The 18,480-nt window shown below is 65.8% G+C and carries 20 protein-coding genes; 7 read left to right on the forward strand and 13 right to left on the reverse strand.

Annotated elements, in window-relative coordinates; translation table 11 throughout:
* Positions 1–10: 10 nt before the first annotated feature.
* The gene (locus RIC54_RS25595; protein ID WP_350093877.1) at positions 11–1,441 is read right to left on the reverse strand and encodes a tetratricopeptide repeat protein; all 1,431 of its coding nucleotides are present in this window, start codon (positions 1,439–1,441) and stop codon (positions 11–13) included.
* A gap of 121 nt (positions 1,442–1,562) precedes the next feature.
* On the opposite strand from RIC54_RS25595, the gene RIC54_RS25600 reads away from it, so the two are divergent.
* Positions 1,563–2,069, forward strand: a complete 507-nt coding sequence (locus RIC54_RS25600) for a c-type cytochrome (RefSeq protein ID WP_350093880.1) — start codon at positions 1,563–1,565, stop codon at positions 2,067–2,069.
* A gap of 5 nt (positions 2,070–2,074) precedes the next feature.
* Entirely contained in the window at positions 2,075–2,983 is a 909-nt protein-coding gene (locus tag RIC54_RS25605) for a GNAT family N-acetyltransferase (protein ID WP_350093883.1), read from the forward strand.
* 14 nt (positions 2,984–2,997) lie between these two features.
* Here RIC54_RS25605 and catB read toward each other — a convergent pair whose 3' ends face one another.
* From catB to RIC54_RS25645, 8 genes are all read right to left on the reverse strand, one after another.
* A complete protein-coding gene (gene catB / locus RIC54_RS25610) occupies positions 2,998–3,633 on the reverse strand; it encodes a type B chloramphenicol O-acetyltransferase (RefSeq protein ID WP_350093886.1) in 636 nt (211 codons plus the stop codon).
* Between the two features lie 25 nt (positions 3,634–3,658).
* Entirely contained in the window at positions 3,659–4,078 is a 420-nt protein-coding gene (locus tag RIC54_RS25615; RefSeq protein ID WP_350093889.1) for an AtzH-like domain-containing protein, read from the reverse strand.
* Positions 4,075–5,256, reverse strand: a complete 1,182-nt coding sequence (locus RIC54_RS25620; RefSeq protein ID WP_350093892.1) for an amidase — start codon at positions 5,254–5,256, stop codon at positions 4,075–4,077. The genes RIC54_RS25615 and RIC54_RS25620 overlap by 4 nt, the downstream gene beginning before the upstream one ends.
* 97 nt (positions 5,257–5,353) lie before the next feature.
* On the reverse strand, positions 5,354–6,559 hold the full coding sequence (locus tag RIC54_RS25625) for an acyl-CoA dehydrogenase family protein (RefSeq protein ID WP_350093895.1): 1,206 nt from the start codon (positions 6,557–6,559) through the stop codon (positions 5,354–5,356).
* A gap of 28 nt (positions 6,560–6,587) precedes the next feature.
* Positions 6,588–7,721 carry an acyl-CoA dehydrogenase family protein gene (locus RIC54_RS25630; protein WP_350093898.1) on the reverse strand — a complete coding sequence of 378 codons (1,134 nt, stop codon included), beginning with the start codon at positions 7,719–7,721 and terminating at the stop codon, positions 6,588–6,590.
* Between the two features lie 22 nt (positions 7,722–7,743).
* The gene (locus tag RIC54_RS25635) at positions 7,744–8,943 is read right to left on the reverse strand and encodes an acyl-CoA dehydrogenase family protein (protein WP_350093901.1); all 1,200 of its coding nucleotides are present in this window, start codon (positions 8,941–8,943) and stop codon (positions 7,744–7,746) included.
* A 53-nt stretch (positions 8,944–8,996) separates the two neighbouring features.
* Positions 8,997–10,178, reverse strand: coding sequence for an acetyl-CoA C-acyltransferase (locus tag RIC54_RS25640; RefSeq protein WP_350093904.1), 1,182 nt, complete (start codon positions 10,176–10,178; stop codon positions 8,997–8,999).
* A gap of 34 nt (positions 10,179–10,212) precedes the next feature.
* The gene (locus tag RIC54_RS25645) at positions 10,213–12,312 is read right to left on the reverse strand and encodes a 3-hydroxyacyl-CoA dehydrogenase NAD-binding domain-containing protein (protein ID WP_350093907.1); all 2,100 of its coding nucleotides are present in this window, start codon (positions 12,310–12,312) and stop codon (positions 10,213–10,215) included.
* A 210-nt stretch (positions 12,313–12,522) separates the two neighbouring features.
* Between RIC54_RS25645 and RIC54_RS25650 the strand changes: the two genes are divergently transcribed.
* Together RIC54_RS25650 and RIC54_RS25655 are read left to right on the forward strand one after the other, a co-directional pair.
* Positions 12,523–13,410: a cation diffusion facilitator family transporter gene (locus RIC54_RS25650; protein WP_350093911.1), complete on the forward strand. Its 888-nt coding sequence runs from the start codon at positions 12,523–12,525 to the stop codon at positions 13,408–13,410.
* A 30-nt stretch (positions 13,411–13,440) separates the two neighbouring features.
* A complete protein-coding gene (locus RIC54_RS25655; protein ID WP_350093914.1) occupies positions 13,441–13,776 on the forward strand; it encodes a hypothetical protein in 336 nt (111 codons plus the stop codon).
* A 61-nt stretch (positions 13,777–13,837) separates the two neighbouring features.
* Here RIC54_RS25655 and RIC54_RS25660 read toward each other — a convergent pair whose 3' ends face one another.
* The 4 genes from RIC54_RS25660 to RIC54_RS25675 all read right to left on the reverse strand — a co-directional run bounded on the left by RIC54_RS25660 (position 13,838) and on the right by RIC54_RS25675 (position 15,226).
* The gene (locus RIC54_RS25660) at positions 13,838–14,170 is read right to left on the reverse strand and encodes a hypothetical protein (RefSeq protein ID WP_350093917.1); all 333 of its coding nucleotides are present in this window, start codon (positions 14,168–14,170) and stop codon (positions 13,838–13,840) included.
* Between the two features lie 119 nt (positions 14,171–14,289).
* Positions 14,290–14,658, reverse strand: a complete 369-nt coding sequence (locus tag RIC54_RS25665; protein WP_350093920.1) for a hypothetical protein — start codon at positions 14,656–14,658, stop codon at positions 14,290–14,292.
* Between the two features lie 74 nt (positions 14,659–14,732).
* Complete coding sequence (locus RIC54_RS25670; RefSeq protein WP_350093923.1) at positions 14,733–14,966, reverse strand: hypothetical protein; 234 nt, start codon at positions 14,964–14,966, stop codon at positions 14,733–14,735.
* Positions 14,963–15,226 carry a hypothetical protein gene (locus RIC54_RS25675; RefSeq protein ID WP_350093926.1) on the reverse strand — a complete coding sequence of 88 codons (264 nt, stop codon included), beginning with the start codon at positions 15,224–15,226 and terminating at the stop codon, positions 14,963–14,965. Before RIC54_RS25675 ends, RIC54_RS25670 begins: the two co-directional genes overlap by 4 nt.
* 158 nt (positions 15,227–15,384) lie before the next feature.
* Here RIC54_RS25675 and RIC54_RS25680 point away from each other — a divergent pair, with 158 nt between their 5' ends.
* The 3 genes from RIC54_RS25680 (at position 15,385) to RIC54_RS25690 (ending at position 18,478) form a co-directional block, all read left to right on the forward strand.
* Entirely contained in the window at positions 15,385–15,783 is a 399-nt protein-coding gene (locus RIC54_RS25680) for a hypothetical protein (protein WP_350093929.1), read from the forward strand.
* Between the two features lie 128 nt (positions 15,784–15,911).
* Entirely contained in the window at positions 15,912–16,895 is a 984-nt protein-coding gene (locus tag RIC54_RS25685) for a hypothetical protein (protein ID WP_350151573.1), read from the forward strand.
* A complete protein-coding gene (locus tag RIC54_RS25690; RefSeq protein WP_350093935.1) occupies positions 16,892–18,478 on the forward strand; it encodes an ATP-binding cassette domain-containing protein in 1,587 nt (528 codons plus the stop codon). The genes RIC54_RS25685 and RIC54_RS25690 overlap by 4 nt, the downstream gene beginning before the upstream one ends.
* Positions 18,479–18,480: the final 2 nt, after the last annotated feature.

The following is an 18,480-nucleotide window of genomic DNA, read 5'->3' on the forward strand; positions in this document are numbered from 1 at the left end:
CTCCACCGGTCTACTCCGGCACCCCGGCCTTCCGCAGCCCGTCCACGAACACGTCGCAGTGCGCGAACCGGCCGAGGTTTTGACGTAATACACCGAGGGTCAGTGGTGGGCCGATCCGGTTGCGGATGGCGATGAACTCCTTGGCTTCGTCCAGCAAACCCAAGTGGCCACAGCAACTGATCAAGGTGTTGTAGTGGCCGGAATACTCGGCGAATGCGGCCACCGAAGCGCGCAGGAAAGGCAGCGCTTCCTCGAATCTCCGGCCTCCCAGCAGGGCGAGGCCATGGATCGAGGTGTAGAAGCCGGCGAAGCTGTTCACCGGGCTCATGCGAAGTGCGCGGCCGGTCTCCTCGACCGCATCATCAAATGATCCGGCGCGCAACAATCCCCAGCCGAGCGCCATTCGTCCGAGGCCGAAGCTCGGGTTGAGACCAAGGGCGGCCCGCAACTCACCGAGCGCCCGGTCGTGCTGCCCGGCGGTGCTGAAACACAGACCTGACACCATGCGGGCCCACGGGTCGGACGGATCGTAGGACAGGGCATCCTGGGCGTGCGCCGCTGCCGTCCGATAGCCCTGCCGGGTGTCCGCGATCCAGTAGCACAGCGCCGCCCACCAGGCCGCCCAGGCCAGCAGCGCATGCGCCCTTGCATAGCCCGGCTCAAGTTCGATCGCCCGAAACAGCAGGCCGCGCGCTTGCTCGTTCTGGGTGTGCTCGACCTTGTTGAGCAGCATCAGCGCACGGGCGACCAGGCCCCACGCATCGATGCTGTCCGGTTGCGTGCCCGATGCCCGGAAACCTTCCTCGGCGTACAGATGCGGTTCGACGGCCGCCACGACATGCTCGGTGATGTCGTCCTGGACGGCAAAGATGTCCTTCGAATCGCGGTCGTACTTCTCGGCCCAGATGTGGCTGCCGGTCTCGGCGTCGATCAGCTGCCCGGTGATGCGGATCCGGCGTCCCGAGGTCCGGACGCTGCCCTCCAGGATGTAGCGGACCCCCAGTTCACGAGCGACCTGCCGGATGTCCACTGCGCGGTCCTTGTAGACGAAGCTGGAATGTCGGGCGATGACGAACAACCAGCGCAGGCGCGCCAGTGCGGTGATCATGTCCTCGGTGATGCCGTCCGACAGGTAGTCCTGCTCGGGATCGCCGCTCATGTTGGTGAACGGCAGCACCGCGATCGACGGCTTGCCGACCGGCTGAGCGACCGGCTCCGGTGGCGGGTCGGGCGGCAATCGAAGCGATAGCTTGGTGTGGCCCTCGACAATCGCCAGTGTCCGATCCGAGAACAGGCCGGTCAGCAGCTTGTCGACGGTGGATTTGCCGAGCTTGGTTTTGAAGGCGAACTGCTCGCGCGACATCCGTTCACGGGCCAGATGGTCCTTGAGCGCCGTGGCTATCCGCTTCCTGTCGTCCATCGTGTTAGGGGCGTCGGGCAACACGGAGATCCTGCCGGAAAGGTTGTCGGAAAATACCGGCAAACTCCGGAAACGGCATCGGAAAAAAAGTAGGTGTAGAAGCCGCCGCTCGTCAGAACGCGAACGGCAGAGGCTGATTGCAATGCGTGTTTCGATTGTCGCCGGGGCCATGCTGGCCGCCGGTCTCCTGGGCAGCGTCGCCGTTGTCGCAGCGACCAAGCCGTCACCACGGGTGGAGCGGGGCGAGTACCTCGCCACCATCATGGACTGCACCGGTTGCCACACCACCGGCGCGCTGCTTGGCCAACCCGACCCGCAGCGTTTTCTGGCCGGGTCGACGGTCGGTTTCCAGATCCCTGAGCTTGGGATCGTCTATCCGGCGAATCTGACCCCGGACCACGACACCGGGCTGGGCTCCTGGAGCGAACGGGATATCGTCAACGCCGTCCGCACCGGCGTTCGCCCGGACGGTCGAGTGCTCGTTCCGGTGATGCCGTATCACAGTTACAGCCGACTGACCGACTCGGACGCGGGGGCTCTGGCGTCCTACCTGAAGAGCCTTCCGGCGATCCGCCATCAGGTCCCGGCGAACACCGGCGCGTCGGAGAAGCCGACCACGCCGTATCTCACAGTCGCGATGCCGGAGTAGGTTCGATGAACATTCAGTTGCAGTTGTCGCCGGTTGCCGGCGATGCGATGGCTCCATCAGCAGTGACCGTACGACCGACGCGTCCGGAGGATGCCGGGCGGATCGCCGCGATCTGCTACGAGGCCTTCAAGGTGATCGCCGAGTGGCACCGCTTCCCGCCGGACTTTCCGAACATGGAGGCTGCGCTCGGCTTTGCCGAACACGCGCTGTCGCGGCCCGATGTCTATGGCGTGGTGGCCGAGGTCGATGGCCGGGTTGTCGGCAGCAACTTCCTGTGGGAGGCGGACTATGCTGCCGGCGTGGGCCCCATCACCGTCGATCCGCAGACTCAGAACAGCGCCGTCGGCCGCCGGCTGATGACTGCGGTGCTGGATCGCGCGCAGGTTCGCGGCATCGACGCGGTGCGATTGGTGCAGGCGGCCTACCACACCCGGTCGCTGTCGCTGTACGCCAAGCTCGGCTTTGCGGTTCGCGAACCGCTGGCCCTGCTGCAGGGAACGCCGCCGAGGCTGGTCGTCGACGGGCGCCGGGTCCGGTCCGCGACGGAGGCGGATCTGCCGGAAGCCAATCACCTGTGCGTGCGGGTTCACGGTCATCACCGTGCCGGTGAACTGGCGGCCTCAGTTCGCCAGGGGACGGCCATGGTGGTTGAGCGGCGAGGGGCGATCACCGGTTACACCACCGGCATCGGCTTCTTCGGGCACGCGGTGGCGAACGGCGACGCCGATATCCGGGCGCTGATCGCGGCTGCACCGTCGTACGCCGGGCCGGGTTTCCTGGTACCGATGCGCGACAGCGACCTGCTGCACTGGTGCCTGGAGAATGGCTTGCGGGTGGTCCAGATGATGACGTTGATGACCCGCGGGTCCTACCGGGAGCCGGAGGGCGCCTACCTGCCGTCGATCCTGTACTGACCGCAAACGGTTCGTCAGGCTTGGCGGACCGCTTCCTGCCAGTAGCGATGCAGGGCCGGGATGTCGCCGCCACACAGCAGCGGCATGGCATCCCGGATGCGCTCCAGCGGCCAGTCCCACCACGCCATCTCCAGCAGCATCGCGATCGCATCGTCGGCGAAGCGCTTGCGGATCGGCTTGGCCGGGCTGCCACCGACGATGGTGTAGGGCTCGACATCCCGGGTCACCAGCGCCCGGCTGCCGATCATCGCCCCGTGCCCGACCCGGATGCCGGGCATGAACATCGCCTCGGAGCCGATCCAGACGTCGTTTCCGATCACCGTGTCGCCGGCCGGCTGGTAGGCGTCCAGAGCCTCGGCGAACGCCGGTTCCTCCTTCATGTAGAAGAACGGGAAGGTCGACACCCAGTCGTTCCGGTGACCCTGGTTGCCGGCCATCATGAAGCTGGCGCCGCTGGCGATCGAGCAGAAGCTGCCGACGATCAGCTTGTCGGCGGCGGCGTCCGCCGACAGGTAGCGGGCGCAGTCGTCGAATGAGTGGCCATGATAGTAGCCGGAATAGTAGCTGTACCGTCCGACGATGATGTTCGGGTTGGTCACCTGCTCGGACAGCAGTTTGCCCATGAACGGGCTGTCGAAATAGTTCGACATGGATGCCTCCATGCCCGACCGGAGCCTACCAGACCGGCTGGCCGTTGGTGGTGGAGACGTGGGCGGCGACGACTTTCCAACCGATTTCGGGGAAGTTTACCCAGGTCTGGCTCTGCCGGCCGATCAGGTCGCTGTCGCGGACGTGATACTCGTAGTTCACGGTCGCGAACCGATGGCCGAGTGTCAGGATTTCCACCCGCCGACGCTCACCCTTGTGCCGGGTGCCGGGCTTGCGGTTGACCCGGTGCTGGTGGATCGCCTCGAAGCCGTAGCCCATCTCGTTCATGGCGTAGCGGATCGTGTAGGGCGAGTTCCAGAACGTCGCGTCCAGCACGTCGACGTCCTTCTCGACCAGCGCCTTCTCGTACCGCTCGAACAGCACGCGGATTTCCTCCACGACCTCGGGGAGGTTCGGTGTCAGGTCGTCGGAACTCGGGTCTGTCATGTCTTGTCCTCAAGGGCTTGGGCGATGGCAACGAGCTGGGCGTCGGCGCCGCGGGCGGCCAGGATGGACAGGCCGACCGGCAGGCCGTCCACCTCCGCCCCGGGGATGCTGACCTGCGGAAACCCGGCCAGCCCGCCATGGGCGGCCAGGCACAGGATCCGCTCGCGGATCGGGTTCTGCTGCGACAGCGGCAGGCCCTTCAGCGGCGCCGGGAAGGGCGTGGTCGGCATGGCCAGGATGGTACCGGGCGGGAGGAGGTGGGTGAGGCGAGCCCGCGCTTCCTGGCGCATCAGCCGTGCCCAACCGAGATCGGATTCCGAAATCATCGAACCCATGACCAGCCCGCGCGCCACGTTGAACGCCATCCGCGGGTTGTCGCGGTCGAGCCAGTCCTTGAACGTGGCATAGGCCTCCGCCGGTTGCAGGGTACGCTGGGCGCGGCCCCACACCGACAGGCCAGGCGGTGCCAGCAGGTCCTCGCGGGTGTCGCCGATCAGGGCGGACAGCCGGTCGAGCAGCGGGAGCAGGGCCAAGGCCGTCTCCGGGTCGGCGAAGCCGAAGGCGTCGACCGCGATCACCAGCCGGCTCGGCAGGTCGCGCGGGATCGGCTCGCCGAGCATGGTCGCGGTGACCCGGGCGAAGGTCGCCGCGTCGCGGGCGAACCAGCCGGTGGTGTCGCTGGACGGTGCCTGCGGCATCATGCCGTCGAGCGGCAGGCGGCCATGGGTCGGCCGGATTCCATACAGCCCACAGAAACTGGCGGGGACCCGCACCGATCCGCCGGTGTCGGTGCCGATGGCGGTGTCGCACAACCCGGCAGCGACCGCCGCCGCCGAGCCGGAGGACGAGCCGCCCGGCACCCGGTCCGGTGCCCTGCTGTTCAATGGCGTGCCGTCGAACGCGCTCTCGCCGAGAATGCCCAGCGACACCTCGTCGGTGACGGTCTTGCCGACCAGATCGGCACCGGCATCAAGCAGGGTCTGCACGGCCCAGGCGTGACGGTCGGGCATCACCGGGTCGGAACGCCCCCAGTCCGGGCTGCCGGCGCCGGTGCGATGCCCTGCGACATCGAACAGGTCCTTGGCGGCGAAACTCAGCCCGGCAAGCGGACCGCCGGGCGTGCCTTTGGCGCGCGCGGCGGTGCCGGGAACGAAGGCATTGACGATGTCTGAGGTCATGGTCCGGGCAGGGCAGTCGGTGACGGTCCGGCAACGCTAAAGCGATGCGCGCCGGCCGTCGAGCCCCGCCGCCCGAATTGCGTGCGGCGACCGTCGCTCAGTCGTTCTTGCGCAGTTCCGCCTTGGCGATCGACTCCAGGTGCACTTCGTCCGGCCCGTCGGCCAGGCGCAGGGTGCGGCTGCTGCCGTAGGCATAGGCCAGCGAGAACGCCTGACTGACGCCGCCGCCGCCGTGCACCTGGATCGCCTTGTCGATCACGTCGCAGGCCATGCGCGGGGCCAGTACCTTGATCATGGCGATCTCCTTGCGGGCGGCCTTGTTGCCGACCGTGTCCATCTTGTGGGCGGCGTACAGCACCATCAGCCGCGCCTGGTCGATCGAGATCCGGCATTCGGCAATGGTGTGGCGCAGCGCGCCCTGCTCGGACAGCGGCTTGCCGAAGGCCACCCGTGAGCGGGCCCGCGACTTCATCATTTCCAAAGCCCGCTCCGCTTGGCCGATCGCCCGCATGCAGTGATGGATGCGTCCCGGTCCGAGGCGTCCCTGGGCAATCTCAAAGCCGCGGCCTTCGCCCAGCAGCATGTTGGAGGCCGGCACCCGCACATTCTCGAAGGTGACCTCGGCGTGGCCGTGCGGGGCGTGGTCGTAGCCGAACACGGTCAGCGCCCGCTTGATGGTGACCCCGGGAGTGTCGAGCGGCACCAGGATCATCGACTGCTGCTTGTGCTTCTCGGCATTCGGGTCGGTCTTGCCCATGAAGATCGAGATCTTGCAGCGCTCGTCCAGCGCGCCGGAGGTCCACCATTTATGGCCGTTGATCACATAGAAGTCGCCGTCGCGGCGGATGCTGGATTCGATGTTGGTGGCGTCGGAGGATGCGACCTTCGGCTCGGTCATGGCGAAGCAGGAGCGGATCTCGCCGGCCAGCAGCGGTTCCAGCCACTGCTTTTTGTGCTCCTCGGTGCCGTAGCGCTCGAGCACCTCCATGTTGCCGGTATCGGGGGCCGAGCAGTTGAACACTTCCGGCCCGATCGGCGACCGGCCCATCACTTCGCACAGCGGCGCGTAGTCGCGGTTGCTGAGCCCGGCGCCGCGATCGGACTCAGGCAGGAACATGTTCCACAGGCCCAGGGCCTTCGCCTTGGCCTTCAGCTCGTTCATGATCGGCGGAACCCGCCAGCGGTTGTCGGATGTATCCAACTGCTCGTGGTAAACCGCCTCGGCGGCGTAGACGTGCTCGTCCATGAAGGCCCGGATGCGGGCCTCGAGGTCGGCGGCTTTCGGGCTCATCTCGGGAATCATGGCGAGGCTCCTGTAGCGGGCGGATCATTCAGGACAGGCCGGCGAACCGGCGCAGGTGATAGGCAGCGTTGCCGAACTGCACGTCGATCATCGTCATGCGCTTGAAGTAGTGACCGACCGCCATATCGTCGGTCATGCCCATGCCGCCGTGCAACTGGATGGCGTCCTGGCCGATGCGCTTTCCGGCGCGCCCGGTCTCGGACTTCAACGCGGCGGCAGCGCGGGCGCGCTCGACGCCGGTGGTGTCGTCCATGGCTCCGGCGGCGCGGTAGCACAGCGCCCGCGCGAATTCCTTGGCGGCCAGCATCTCGACCATGCGGTGCTGCAGGACCTGGAACGCGGCCAGCGGCCGGCCGAACTGCTGGCGGGTCTTCAGGTACTCGCCGGTCAGGGCGATGGTCGCGTCCATGGCGCCGACCGCTTCCGCCGACAGCGCGACCAGCGCCCGGTCCACGACCTGTTCGATCACCGGCAGAGCGGCATCGACCTCGCCGAGCACGTCGCTGTCGGGCACGACCGCGCCGTCCAGGATCACGTCGGCGGCGCGCAGTCCGTCGATCGTGGGATAGGGCCGAAGCGCAACACCGGGCGCCTGCGGGTCGACCAGGAACAGGGTGATACCGTCGCGGTCGGCCGTCTGCCCGGACGTGCGGGCAGAGACGATCAGCCGGTCGGCGGTCTGGGCGTGGTGGACCACCGCCTTGTGGCCGGACAGGACCCAGCCGCCATCCTGGCGGGCCGCGGCGGCGGCGATCCTTGCCAGGTCGAACCGGCCAGCGGGTTCGCCGTGCGCGAAGGCCAAGGTCAGCTTGCCCTCGGCAACCTGCGGCAGGATTTCGGCTTTCTGGTCGTCCGACCCGGCTCGCGCGATGGTCTCGGCGCCGAGGACGACGGTGGCGAGATAGGGTTCGACCACGAGATGCCGTCCGAAATCCTCCATCAGGATGGCGAGGTCGACCGTCGATCCGCCGAGCCCTCCATAATTCTCGGGTAACGGCAGGGCGAGCCAGCCCATGTCGGCGAATGACCGCCACATCTCCCGGCTCCAGCCGTCTTCGGCCGTCATGACCGTGCGGCGTGCGTCAAAGCCGTACTTGTCGGTCAGGAAGCGGGCGGCGCTGTCGGCCAGCAATTGCTGGTCATCGGTGAAGGCGAAGCTCATCGGTGTTTCCCCCGCGTTCGGCTCACAGACCGAGCACGGTCTTGGCGATGATGTTCTTCTGGATCTCGTTCGACCCGCCGTAGATCGAGGCTTTGCGCCAGTTGAAGTAGAGCGGCGCCAGGGCGGGAGCGTAGTCGGGGCCGACCGGCTCCTCGTTCCAGTTGTCCTGGCGGAACGCCTCCGGCTGGAACGGCGCGGCATACGGGCCGACGGCTTCGACCAGCAGCTCGGTCAGGCCTTGCTGAACCTCGGTCCCCTTGATCTTCAGGAAGGAGGCCTCCGGTCCCGGCGGCTTGCCGGCGGTCTCGGCGTACAGCGCGCGCAGCACCAGGGATTCGAGCGCCAGCAGGTCGATCTCGATTTGGGCCAGGCGTAGGGCGAAATCGGGATCGTCGATCAGCGTGCCGTCACCGGACGCCTCGGCCCCGGCGATCGCCTTCAGCCGTCGCAATTGAGCCTTGGAGCGGCCGACGGCGGCGATGCTGGTCCGCTCGTGCCCGAGCAGGTACTTCGCATAGGTCCAGCCCTTGCCTTCCTCGCCGATCCGGTTGCCGACCGGCACCCGCACATCGTCCAGGAACACGTTGTTGATCTCGGCGCTGCCGTCGATGGTGGTGATCGGCTGCACCGTGATGCCGGGCGACTTCATGTCGATCAGTAGGAAGGTGATGCCCTCCTGCTGCTTGCCGGAGTCCGAGGTGCGGACCAGGGTGAACATCATGTCGGCATGCTGGGCGAGCGTGGTCCAGGTCTTCTGGCCGGTCACCACGTAATGGTCGCCGTCGCGCACCGCCTTGGTACGCAGCGAAGCGAGGTCGGAGCCGGAACCGGGCTCGGAGTAGCCCTGGCACCACCAGTCGTCGCTGCGCAGGATGCGTGGCAGGTAGCGGTCCTTCTGCGCCTGCGTGCCGAACGCCATGATCACCGGAGCCACCATGGTGACACCGAACGGGATCACCATCGGGGCGCCGGCCAGCGCGCACTCCTCGTCGAAGATGTGCTTCTGCATGGCGGTCCAGCCGGTGCCGCCCAACTCGATCGGCCAGCCAGGCGCCATCCAGCCCTTCTCGAACAGGATCTTCTGCCAGCGGACGTGGTCGTCCTTGGACAGCCGGAATCCGCTGCCGGCCTTGGCCGCGATCTCCTGCGGCAGCTTGTCCTTCAGGAAGGCGCGAACGTCGTCGCGGAACGCCGTGTCCTCGGCCGACAGCACCAGTTCCATCACACTACCTCCCGGTTCGCGGGCATTGCGTCGCCCGTCGAGTCGTCAGTCGATCACGCCACCTCGAACAGCCCGGCGACACCTTGGCCGCCACCAACGCACATGGTGGTGACGACGTACTTGGCGCCGCGGCGTTTGCCCTCGATCAGGGCGTGGCCGACCATCCGCGCTCCGCTCATCCCATAGGGATGGCCGATCGAGATCGAGCCGCCACTGACATTCAGCTTCTCATCGGGAATGCCGAGCCGGTCGCGGCAGTACAGCACCTGCACCGCGAAGGCTTCGTTCAGTTCCCACAGGTCGATGTCGTCGACCTTGAGGCCGTTGCGCTCCAGCAGGCGCGGAACCGCGAACACCGGGCCGATGCCCATCTCATCGGGTTCGCAGCCGGCGACCGCCAGGCCGCGGTAGATGCCGAGCGGGGCGATGCCGCGCTGCTCCGCCAGCTTGCGATCCATAACCACGCAGGCCGACGCGCCGTCCGAGAGCTGGCTGGCGTTGCCGGCGGTGATGAACTGATCGGCGCCGCGCACCGGTTCCAGCCCGTTCAGGCCGTCCAGTGTGGTCGACGGACGGTTGCCTTCGTCCTTCGACAGCGTGACCGTTTCCTCGCTGACCGCGCCGGTCGCCTTGTCCTGGACCAGCTTGGTCGCGCTCATCGGCACGATCTCGGCGTCGAACCGGCCGGCCTGCTGGGCGGCGGCGGTGCGCTGCTGGCTCTGCAGGGCGTAGGCGTCCTGGGCGTCGCGCGAGACGCCGTAGCGCTTGGCCACGATGTCGGCGGTCTCGATCATCGAGATCCACAAATCGGGCTTGTGCTCGGCCAGCCAGGGTTCCATCCGGTGGGTGCCGTTGAGGTTCGCCTGGGTCAGGCTGATCGACTCGACCCCGCCGGCGACCATCGCCGGCACGCCGTCGCTCACGATGCGCTGGGCCGCCATGCTGATCGCCTGCAGGCCGGACGAGCAGAACCGGTTCACGGTGGTACCGGCGGTTGTCACGGGCAGTCCCGCGCGCACCGCCGCGATTCGGGCGACGTTGTGGCCGGTAGCACCCTCGGGCAGGCCGCAGCCGACGATCACGTCCTCGATTTCCGACGGTTGCAGCCCGGAGCGGGCCACGGCGTGCTCGATGGCATGGCCGGCCAGTGTGGCGCCATGGGTGTTGTTGAAGGCGCCGCGAAACGCCTTTCCGATCGGCGTGCGCGCCGTCGAGACGATTACCGCTTCTCGCATTGTCGCGTTCCTCTCCTGAGGGGGTTGATCGTTTCTAGAGATCCTTGAAGCCCTTGCCTTCGGCTGCCAGCCGCTCCAGCAGCGGCGCCGGGGCCATCCATTCGCCGTGCTCGGCCTGGAATCGCCGCATTGCCGTGGCGATCACGTCCAACCCGATCGTGTCGGCCCAGAACATCGGTCCGCCACGGTACCGCGGGAAGCCGTAGCCCTGCATCCACACCACGTCGACGTCACCGGCGCGCAATGCAATGCCTTCGTCCAGGATCCTCGCGCCTTCGTTCACCAGCGGGTACAGACAGCGCTCCAGGATCTCCTGGTCGGAGATCGACCGGCGTGTCACGCCAAGTTCCTGCGATGTCGCGAGGATCAGCGCCTCCACCTCCGGATCGGGCAACGGCGTGCGGCCGTCCGCATAGCGATACCAGCCGGCACCGGTCTTTTGCCCGAACCGCTCGCGTTCACAGATTCGGTCGGAGACCGTGCCGGAGTAGCGCTGGTTGCTGGGCCGCTCGGTGGCTTGAGCTTTTCGGATCCGCCAGCCGACGTCATTGCCGGCGAGGTCGCTCATGGCGAACGGGCCCATCGGGAAGCCGAACTCGAAGATCACCCGGTCGACGTCCTGGGGCAGGGCACCTTCCTCGACCAAGAAGGCGGCCTCGCGTAGGTACTGGTGCAGCATGCGGTTGCCGACGAAGCCGTCGCACACCCCGACCAGCACCCCGACCTTGCCGAGGGTCTTGGACAGGGCCATCGCCGTGGCGATGGTCTGCGGCGACGACTTCGCCCCGCGCACGACCTCCAAAAGGCGCATCACATTGGCCGGGCTGAAGAAATGGGTGCCGATAACGCTTTCCGGCCTGCCGGTTGCGGCGGCGATCGCGTCGACGTCCAGGGTCGAGGTGTTGGTCGCCAGGATCGCATCGGGCTGGCAGATGCCGTCGAGCGTTCGGAAAACCTGCTGCTTCACCGCCATTTCCTCGAATACCGCCTCGACCACGATGTCGACGTCGGCGATGGCCGCGAAGTCGGTGGCGCCGGTGACGGAGGCCATGCGTTCGTCCATCGCCTGCTGGCTCATCCGGCCCTTGTCGACGGTCGCCTGGTAATTCGCGCGGATCTTGGCCAGACCGCTGTCGCGAGCGCCTTCGTCGGCCTCAACGATCGTCACCGGAATGCCGGCGTTGGCGAACACCATGGCGATGCCGCCCCCCATGGTGCCGCAGCCGATGACGCCAGCCGATTCAATCGGCCGGGTCGGCGTATTCTCCGGGACATCCGGGATCTTGGAGACCTCGCGCTCGGCGAAGAAGGCGTGGCGCATCGCCTGTGCTTCGACAGCGTTGACCAGCGCCTTGAACTCCTCGTGCTCGAATCGACGGCCTTCGGCAAAGGGCAGGCGGGTTGCTGCCTCAATGCAGCGAACACAGGCGTAGGGCGCGTTCATGCCGCGCGCCCGCTTGGCCATCCCCTTGCGGAAGGTGTCGAACAAGCCGGGATCGGCTTGCGCTTCTGCAAGCCCGTCGGTCAGGGCACTGGATCGACGTGGATTGGAGCCGTTCTTGACGAGCTCAATCGCCTTTGCAACCGCAGCGTCGATCAAGTCGCCGTCAGCGATCGCGTCGATCACGCCGAGGTTCAACGCCTCGCGCTCCGAGACCAGCCGGCCCGAAACGATCAGGTCTAGCGCGGCCGAGACATCGGCGACGCGCGGTAGTCGCTGGGTTCCACCGGCACCGGGCAGAATTCCCAATGTGACTTCGGGCAAGCCCACACGGGTCTTCGGTGCGGCAATCCGGAAGTGGCAGCCTAGTGCCAGTTCCAGCCCGCCACCGGCCGCGACGCCGTGAATGGCGGCGACCACCGGCTTGCTGGAAGTTTCCAGCCAGTCGATCAGTTCCGGCAGGTTCGGAACGTCGGCCGGGGGCACCTTGCCGAATTCCCGGATGTCGGCACCGGCGCTGAACATCCGGCCGGCGCCGGCGATCACGATCGCGGAGACGGAAGGGTCGGCCAGCAGCTCGTTGAACGCGGCTTCGAGTCCGTGGCGAACTGCGGCACCCAGGCCGTTCACCGGTGGGTTGTCGAGCCTGACGACCGCTATCGGTCCACGACGCTCGATCGGCGCGGCGCTCATGGTGCCTCCCTTGGCGTTGTCCAGGCGGCCTCTTGCCGAGCCGTCGGTCTTCGATAGCAGGACTCGGGCGAGGGAGCCAACGGGGTTTGTTCCTGTAGTCGGAACCTTGTTCCATTTTTATGAATGAATAGGCCGGGATGCTGGTCCGAGCTTTGGCGAACGGAACGCACAGGGTAAAGTTGGCTCGAGCGGAACGAGAGGACGACAGCTATGGGAGAGGGCCATAGCCACGGCGGTGGCGCCACCAGGAACGAGAGCCGGGTGGCGCTTGGCGCGTGCCTGACTGCGGGCTTCATGCTGGCTGAAGTGATCGGGGGCGCGATATCAGGGTCGCTGGCGCTGATCGCCGATGCCGCCCACATGCTGACCGACTCGATCGCCCTGATCTTTGCCTGGGCGGCGTTCCGGATCGCGCGTCGACCGGCCACGTGGCGCCACAGCTTCGGCCTCGAACGGGTGCAGGTTCTGGCGGCGCTGCTGAATGGCCTCAGCCTGTTCGGCATCGCCGGCTGGATCGTTTTTGAGGCGGTCGAACGCTACGGCCAGCCGGTACCGATCCTGGCCGGGCCGATGCTGGTGATCGCGATCCTCGGGCTGCTCGTCAACGTGACGGTGTTCTACATCCTGACGACGGCCGACCGGGACAATTTGAACATCCGCGGTGCCATCCTGCATGTGATGGGAGACCTGCTTGGCTCGGTCGCGGCGATCATCGCGGCCGTGGTCATCATGTGGACTGGCTGGCTGCCGATCGATCCGATCCTGTCGGTTCTGGTGTCGATCCTGGTTCTGCGCAGTGCCTGGGTGGTGGCGAAGGACGCGGTGCACATTCTGCTGGAGGGTGCGCCGGCCAAGCTGGAGGCCGGGATTGTCCGATCCGACCTGATCGAAACGGTCGACGGTGTCCGGGACGTGCATCACATTCACGCTTGGTCGATCAACCAGGAACGTCCCATGATCACGCTGAACGCCCGCCTGGCGGAGGGTGTCGTCATGACCGAGGTGGTCACGGCCATCAAGCGGCGGTTGCAGGAACGGTTCGGCGTGGGGCACGCTACCGTAGAGGTCGAGTTCGAGAAGACGCCGGCGGCTGACTGACGGCGGTGTTCGAATGCAAGGAGGTGAATAATGCGCGCATTGGCGATAGCGATCCTGGCCGTCGGTCTGCTGTTCGGCGCATCGCCGGCGACGGCTGGCAGTTCAATCACCGGTCCGCAGATCATTCTGGCCCAGCAGCAGGTGCCGATGCCGCCCGCGGACTGCAATTGCGAGCAACGACCGATCTCTTCGGCTGACCTCGCCATTCGGATGATCTACGCGGCGTTCGGCGCCGGCGCGGGTTACCTCTACGCAACCATGCCCGTGGTCACGACGGCCGTGGCGGCTGCATTCGCCGGAGGCGTGGTGACGATGTGGGTGTACAGCTCCTACTACACGAAACCGGAGCCGGTCATGACAAACTGACGACAAATGAAAAGGCCCGACGCGAGGTCGGGCCTTTGTCCAGTGTCGTTCGGTTCGGGCTTTACTGCTTGCTGTACCACTCATCGCCAAGCATGCCGCCGGCAATGGCGCCGAACACCGTGCCGGATGCGCTGATCAGTCGGGTTGCCATGCCGGCCGCGCCGCCATTCATGCCGCCACCGGCAATCACCGGCAGGATGAGGCCGTCGGTGACGATGGTCGCGACAACCGCGCCGCCAACGACACCGGCGGTGATCGCCATTGCCCGGTAGGCGTCGAAGCTGGAGGCGCTCGTTGACGAGGAGCCGAGGCTCTGCGCCTTGGCCGCTGCCGGAACAAGCGTCAGTGCCGCCACGATCACCAACGCCCGAGTTACTGCTACTAGTGCCTTCATTTTACCACCCTCCCGTAGGCAAGAAACGCGCTATCCCACGGTTACGCAGGATCGTGAAAGTAGAATGCGTGATCGGCCGATTGATGTCCATGAGATCACGATCAACCGGACAGAGTTCTTTACTCACCCATCATCCAGTAACCCAGGCCACCGCCGACGAGCCCGGTTGCGAACAGTGTGGTCGTTTGAAACAACGACTGTGCTGCCAACGGCATCATCGCAGCCGGTCCAATCCACGCACCACCCAGCAGACCGGACAGGGCGGGACCGACAGCGGGTGTCAGAAGCGCGCCACCGGTCCAGATGTTCACCCCCACCACTGCGACCGTGGTTCCGGCGACTGCCCCAATCCACGGGCTGTATGGATCCGCGATCTCGGGATCGTTCAGCGACTTTACGACAGGTGGCGGTATGTCGCTCTGAGCACGCGCCAGTGCGGGCACCGTCAACAGCAGCATGCCGACCAGAAGATAAACAGAACCTCGCACGATCCCCATCCCCGACTATCTCAATCCCAAGAAAAGCGTATCACGAGGCGGGCCGCAACCAAATGGAAGTTCCGTCAGTTCAGCGCCGCAATGTCCTGCTCGGCTGGTAGACGGCACAACCGTGCCAGATACGCTTCCTCGGATTCCGTGGCGGCGTTCGCCAGGGAGATCTCCGGGGCGGCTGGAACTATGTAGAAACCGGCTGCGTAGAGTTCTTCGAACTCGTGCGCGATGTTCTCCGCGATCAGGGCGCCGGCGAACTCACCCGCCAGAAATCCAGTGACTGCTGCAACCAGGAGCATGTTCATCGGGTCAACTGCACAGCCGGTTTCGGCGCCAACGGCAGCGCACAAAGCTCCTTGTAACCGTCTCCGTCCGGAACGCGCGCGATCAGTTCGGCGGCCAATCGTTGCGACTCGGTGCCGTTCTGGTCGGCCTGTACGTCCCAGAAGTAGTGGGACGCCCATTCACCGTTCCATCCGGCGCCGATTTCGGCGCCAATCTCCAGCACACCTTCAACCGCCACGGTTCCGATGAACGCGGCGGAGGCTACCAAAAAGAAACCCATCGTGTCCCTCCAACCCGGGCAAGTTATCGCCGTGCCGGCCATTCGGTCAAGGAAACCGATCCTTGCCGATCCGCGGTTTTCGTTCGCGGGTCCCATCAGTCCGTCGTAGGCTCCCGGGCGGTTCCTGGTCGTTCAAAACGCGAGGTAGTCGGCCCGTCATGACCGAACAGAACGATCCGGTGATCGCGCGAATGCGGGGTTTTGCGGGGCGGACCGAGTTGTATGAGGATCGGGTTCGCATGGTACGTGACGGGGTTGCTGCGGCGATGGCGGAAGTCCTGCACACGTTCCGGGCCGAGGCCGAAACCACGATCCGGATGGATCTGATCACCGGGTTTGAGGTGTTTCGCCCAATGGTCTTGCCCCCGCTGCTTGTTCTGCACTATGCCGGCAGCCGACCGCTGACGGGCCACTACTGGCGCGATGCGTTCGCGGAGAATGTGCATATGGCCGGTTTCCTCGATCAACGCGATCTCGAACAGTTTGTCGAGGAGTTGGAGACAACGCTTCGTCGCTGGACGGTCCGACCAGCCGCGCTCGCCCGAGCCGGGAGATAGCCGAGTTGCGCCGCGGAACCACGTTCACCTACCTGTTCGCCGTTTGCATTCTAGCGTTTGCGAGCCTCTTGGGCGTCTGGGGTTTCCGAGGCTCCCCATTCCTGGAAAGCGCGGACGCCAGACTCTTTGTGCGTCCGGACTGGACCGCCGGAATCGCCGCGCCGAGCACCTATCCAGCGTACAACCTGTCGGCGGACGGCACCGCCGTTCCGGTCGGGCGTGCGATCCTGCTCGATGACGGTCGAGTGGAGATGCGGCTGTTTCCCGACCTCAAGTCGGTGTCGTTTGATGGCGCCCGTGTGGTCTTCCTGGAGACCGACGTCAAGGCGTTGTGGTCTCTGGTTCCCCGCGCGTCCAAGGATGACATAGCCCTCGTCGGCGAGCGGCTGGTCAGCGTGCTGCGTGACCGGTTCGTGGCCATGATCGGGCAGCCGGCGTTCACGGAAGATTATCGCAAGCCGCTGCAGCGGATCGTCGAGGACGCCTACATCCAGATGTGGCGCGACCCGAAGATGCAGCTGATCAAGCGCACGGTTCGCGACATGTTCGACCAGAACGATGGAGAGCGCCTGGCGGCCGCGCTGCTTCCGATCGCCCTGCCGAAACTGCGTTCTGCCGTGTTCGAAATGATGTTGCCGAGCTGGCAGTCGATGCATGACCTCGTGGTGGACGGCAAGATGGACACCCGTCCATTGGAGCAAGCCGCCGCCCAGATCATGGTCGATCCGGAGGTGCAGCGCCTGATGGTTCGGCACCTGTTCGATATCGCAGAGGACGACCGGGCATGGCGGGTCGGCGCGCTGATGGCGGATGCCTTCCTGGATGCAATGACCGCCGACCCCAGGCTTCAGCCGCTGGTCGACAAGATGCTGCGCGATCCCCGGTTTGCCCGGGAACTGCGTATGCTGGAAACCGAGCTGTCGGCGATGTCGATGGAGGTGTTCTCACGGATCGTCGAGCGCTCGAACGGTCGCCCCGACACCTTGGCCGTGCGGGTGATCCGCTACATCCTGTTGAACCGTCGCCGCCTTGTGGCGCTGGTCGTTCCAGATGGCTCGCCAGCTGCTCTTGAGTTGACCCGATACGAGCCCCTGGTCGAGATCCGTTCATGAACCATGCAGCAACGGTCCATCCGCCGGCACCGGTCGTCGCCGTCGAGAAGCTGACGATCGCCCAGCCGCACGGGCGTGTGTTGTTGCACGAGGCCGACTTCGAACTTGCGGCCGGCGAGGTCGTGATCCTGGCCGGTCCGAGCGGTTCCGGGAAGTCGACATTGGTCAACCTGCTGTCCGGCGCGATCTCGTCTGCCGACGAGGGCTGGCGAATTTCCGGGCACGTCCGGTATGCGGGAAGCAGAGTCGATCTGGCGCGCGAACGCATCACCCTCGGAGGGGTGGTGTTTCAGAACTTCGCGCTGTTCGACGAACTGACGGTCGGCCAGAATCTGAGCATCGCGGGCGACCACAACGAGGCGGTCGGGACGGCGCTGGTGGCGGCGATCGACGGGCTTCTGAAGGACGTCGACCGGACCGCCGCGGTCAACGCGTGCAGCGGCGGCCAGCGCCAGCGGGTCGCCATTGCCCGAACCTTGCTTGGGAATCACCCCGTTCTGTTCCTGGACGAGCCGAACTCGGGCCTCGACGTCTCGGCGTCGAAGCGCCTGGCGGCCCTGATAAAGTCGTTGAGCAGCGACGTCGGTGTTCCGGTGGTGATCATCGCGCACCACTATCGCCACCTGATCGATGTTGCCGACCGGGTGCTGATGCTCGATCCGCGCCGCCATGCGCTGGTGGAGTTGCCGGCGAACGCCCGTCGTGTCGAACGTGAACTGGAGGCGATCGAGGCGGCCGCAGTGCCGTTCGATGAAGCGCGCGACCAGCCGCTGGCACCGGAAAAGGCAACCACGACCACCGCTGTGTCGGTCGGGCCGATGCGGGCATCCGCCACCTGGCGGCTCAGTTGGACGCTGCGGTTCCTGGCCGGCTACCTCTGGGAGCTGTGCTTCTCGCCGTCGGCGTTGCTGTTCGTCGGCCTTGGCAGCGTGATCGTCGGTTTCGTGACGACGTGGTTCATCTTCCAGTACCTGCCGTTCCGTGACCTGCTGATGCCGATCATCCATTCCGACGCCCTGGCGGGCCTTGCGTTCAGCGAGTTGCGTGTGCTGGCGCCCTTGACGACCGGAGTGCTGATCGCGACCCGAAACACCGCCCTGATCGGCGCGGACATCGGCCACAAGGTCTATTCCGACCAGATCAAGTCGATGCGGAACCTGAACATCCCGCACGATGTCTACCTGACGGGCACGGTACTCGTTGCCTCTGCGGTCGCCTCGGTTGTGTTGGTGATCATGTCGGAGTGCCTGACAGCCTGGGTCGCGATGGCGACCTGGTCGTACATCTTCCCGGACGAATCCACCTACATGTGGCGCGACCAGTACTTTCAGCGGCTCTGGCCGCCGGGCGAACTGATCATGGACGGCACCGGCTGGATCGCGGCCAAGGCAATACCATCGATTGTGGGAGCAGCCGGAATCGCGCTCTATTTCGGCTATCGTCCGAAGTCGACGGTGGTCGACATCAACCAGTCGATCGCCCAGGCTCTGATCTGGGGGCTGTCGTTTGTCCTGATCTGGCAGTCAATGCTGACGTTGATTGAGTTCAAGTACGTATCGGCGCGGCTGGAAACAACGTTCTAGCC

The organism is Thalassobaculum sp. (genome assembly GCF_040219215.1).
Classification (GTDB): Bacteria; Pseudomonadota; Alphaproteobacteria; order Thalassobaculales; family Thalassobaculaceae; genus Thalassobaculum_A.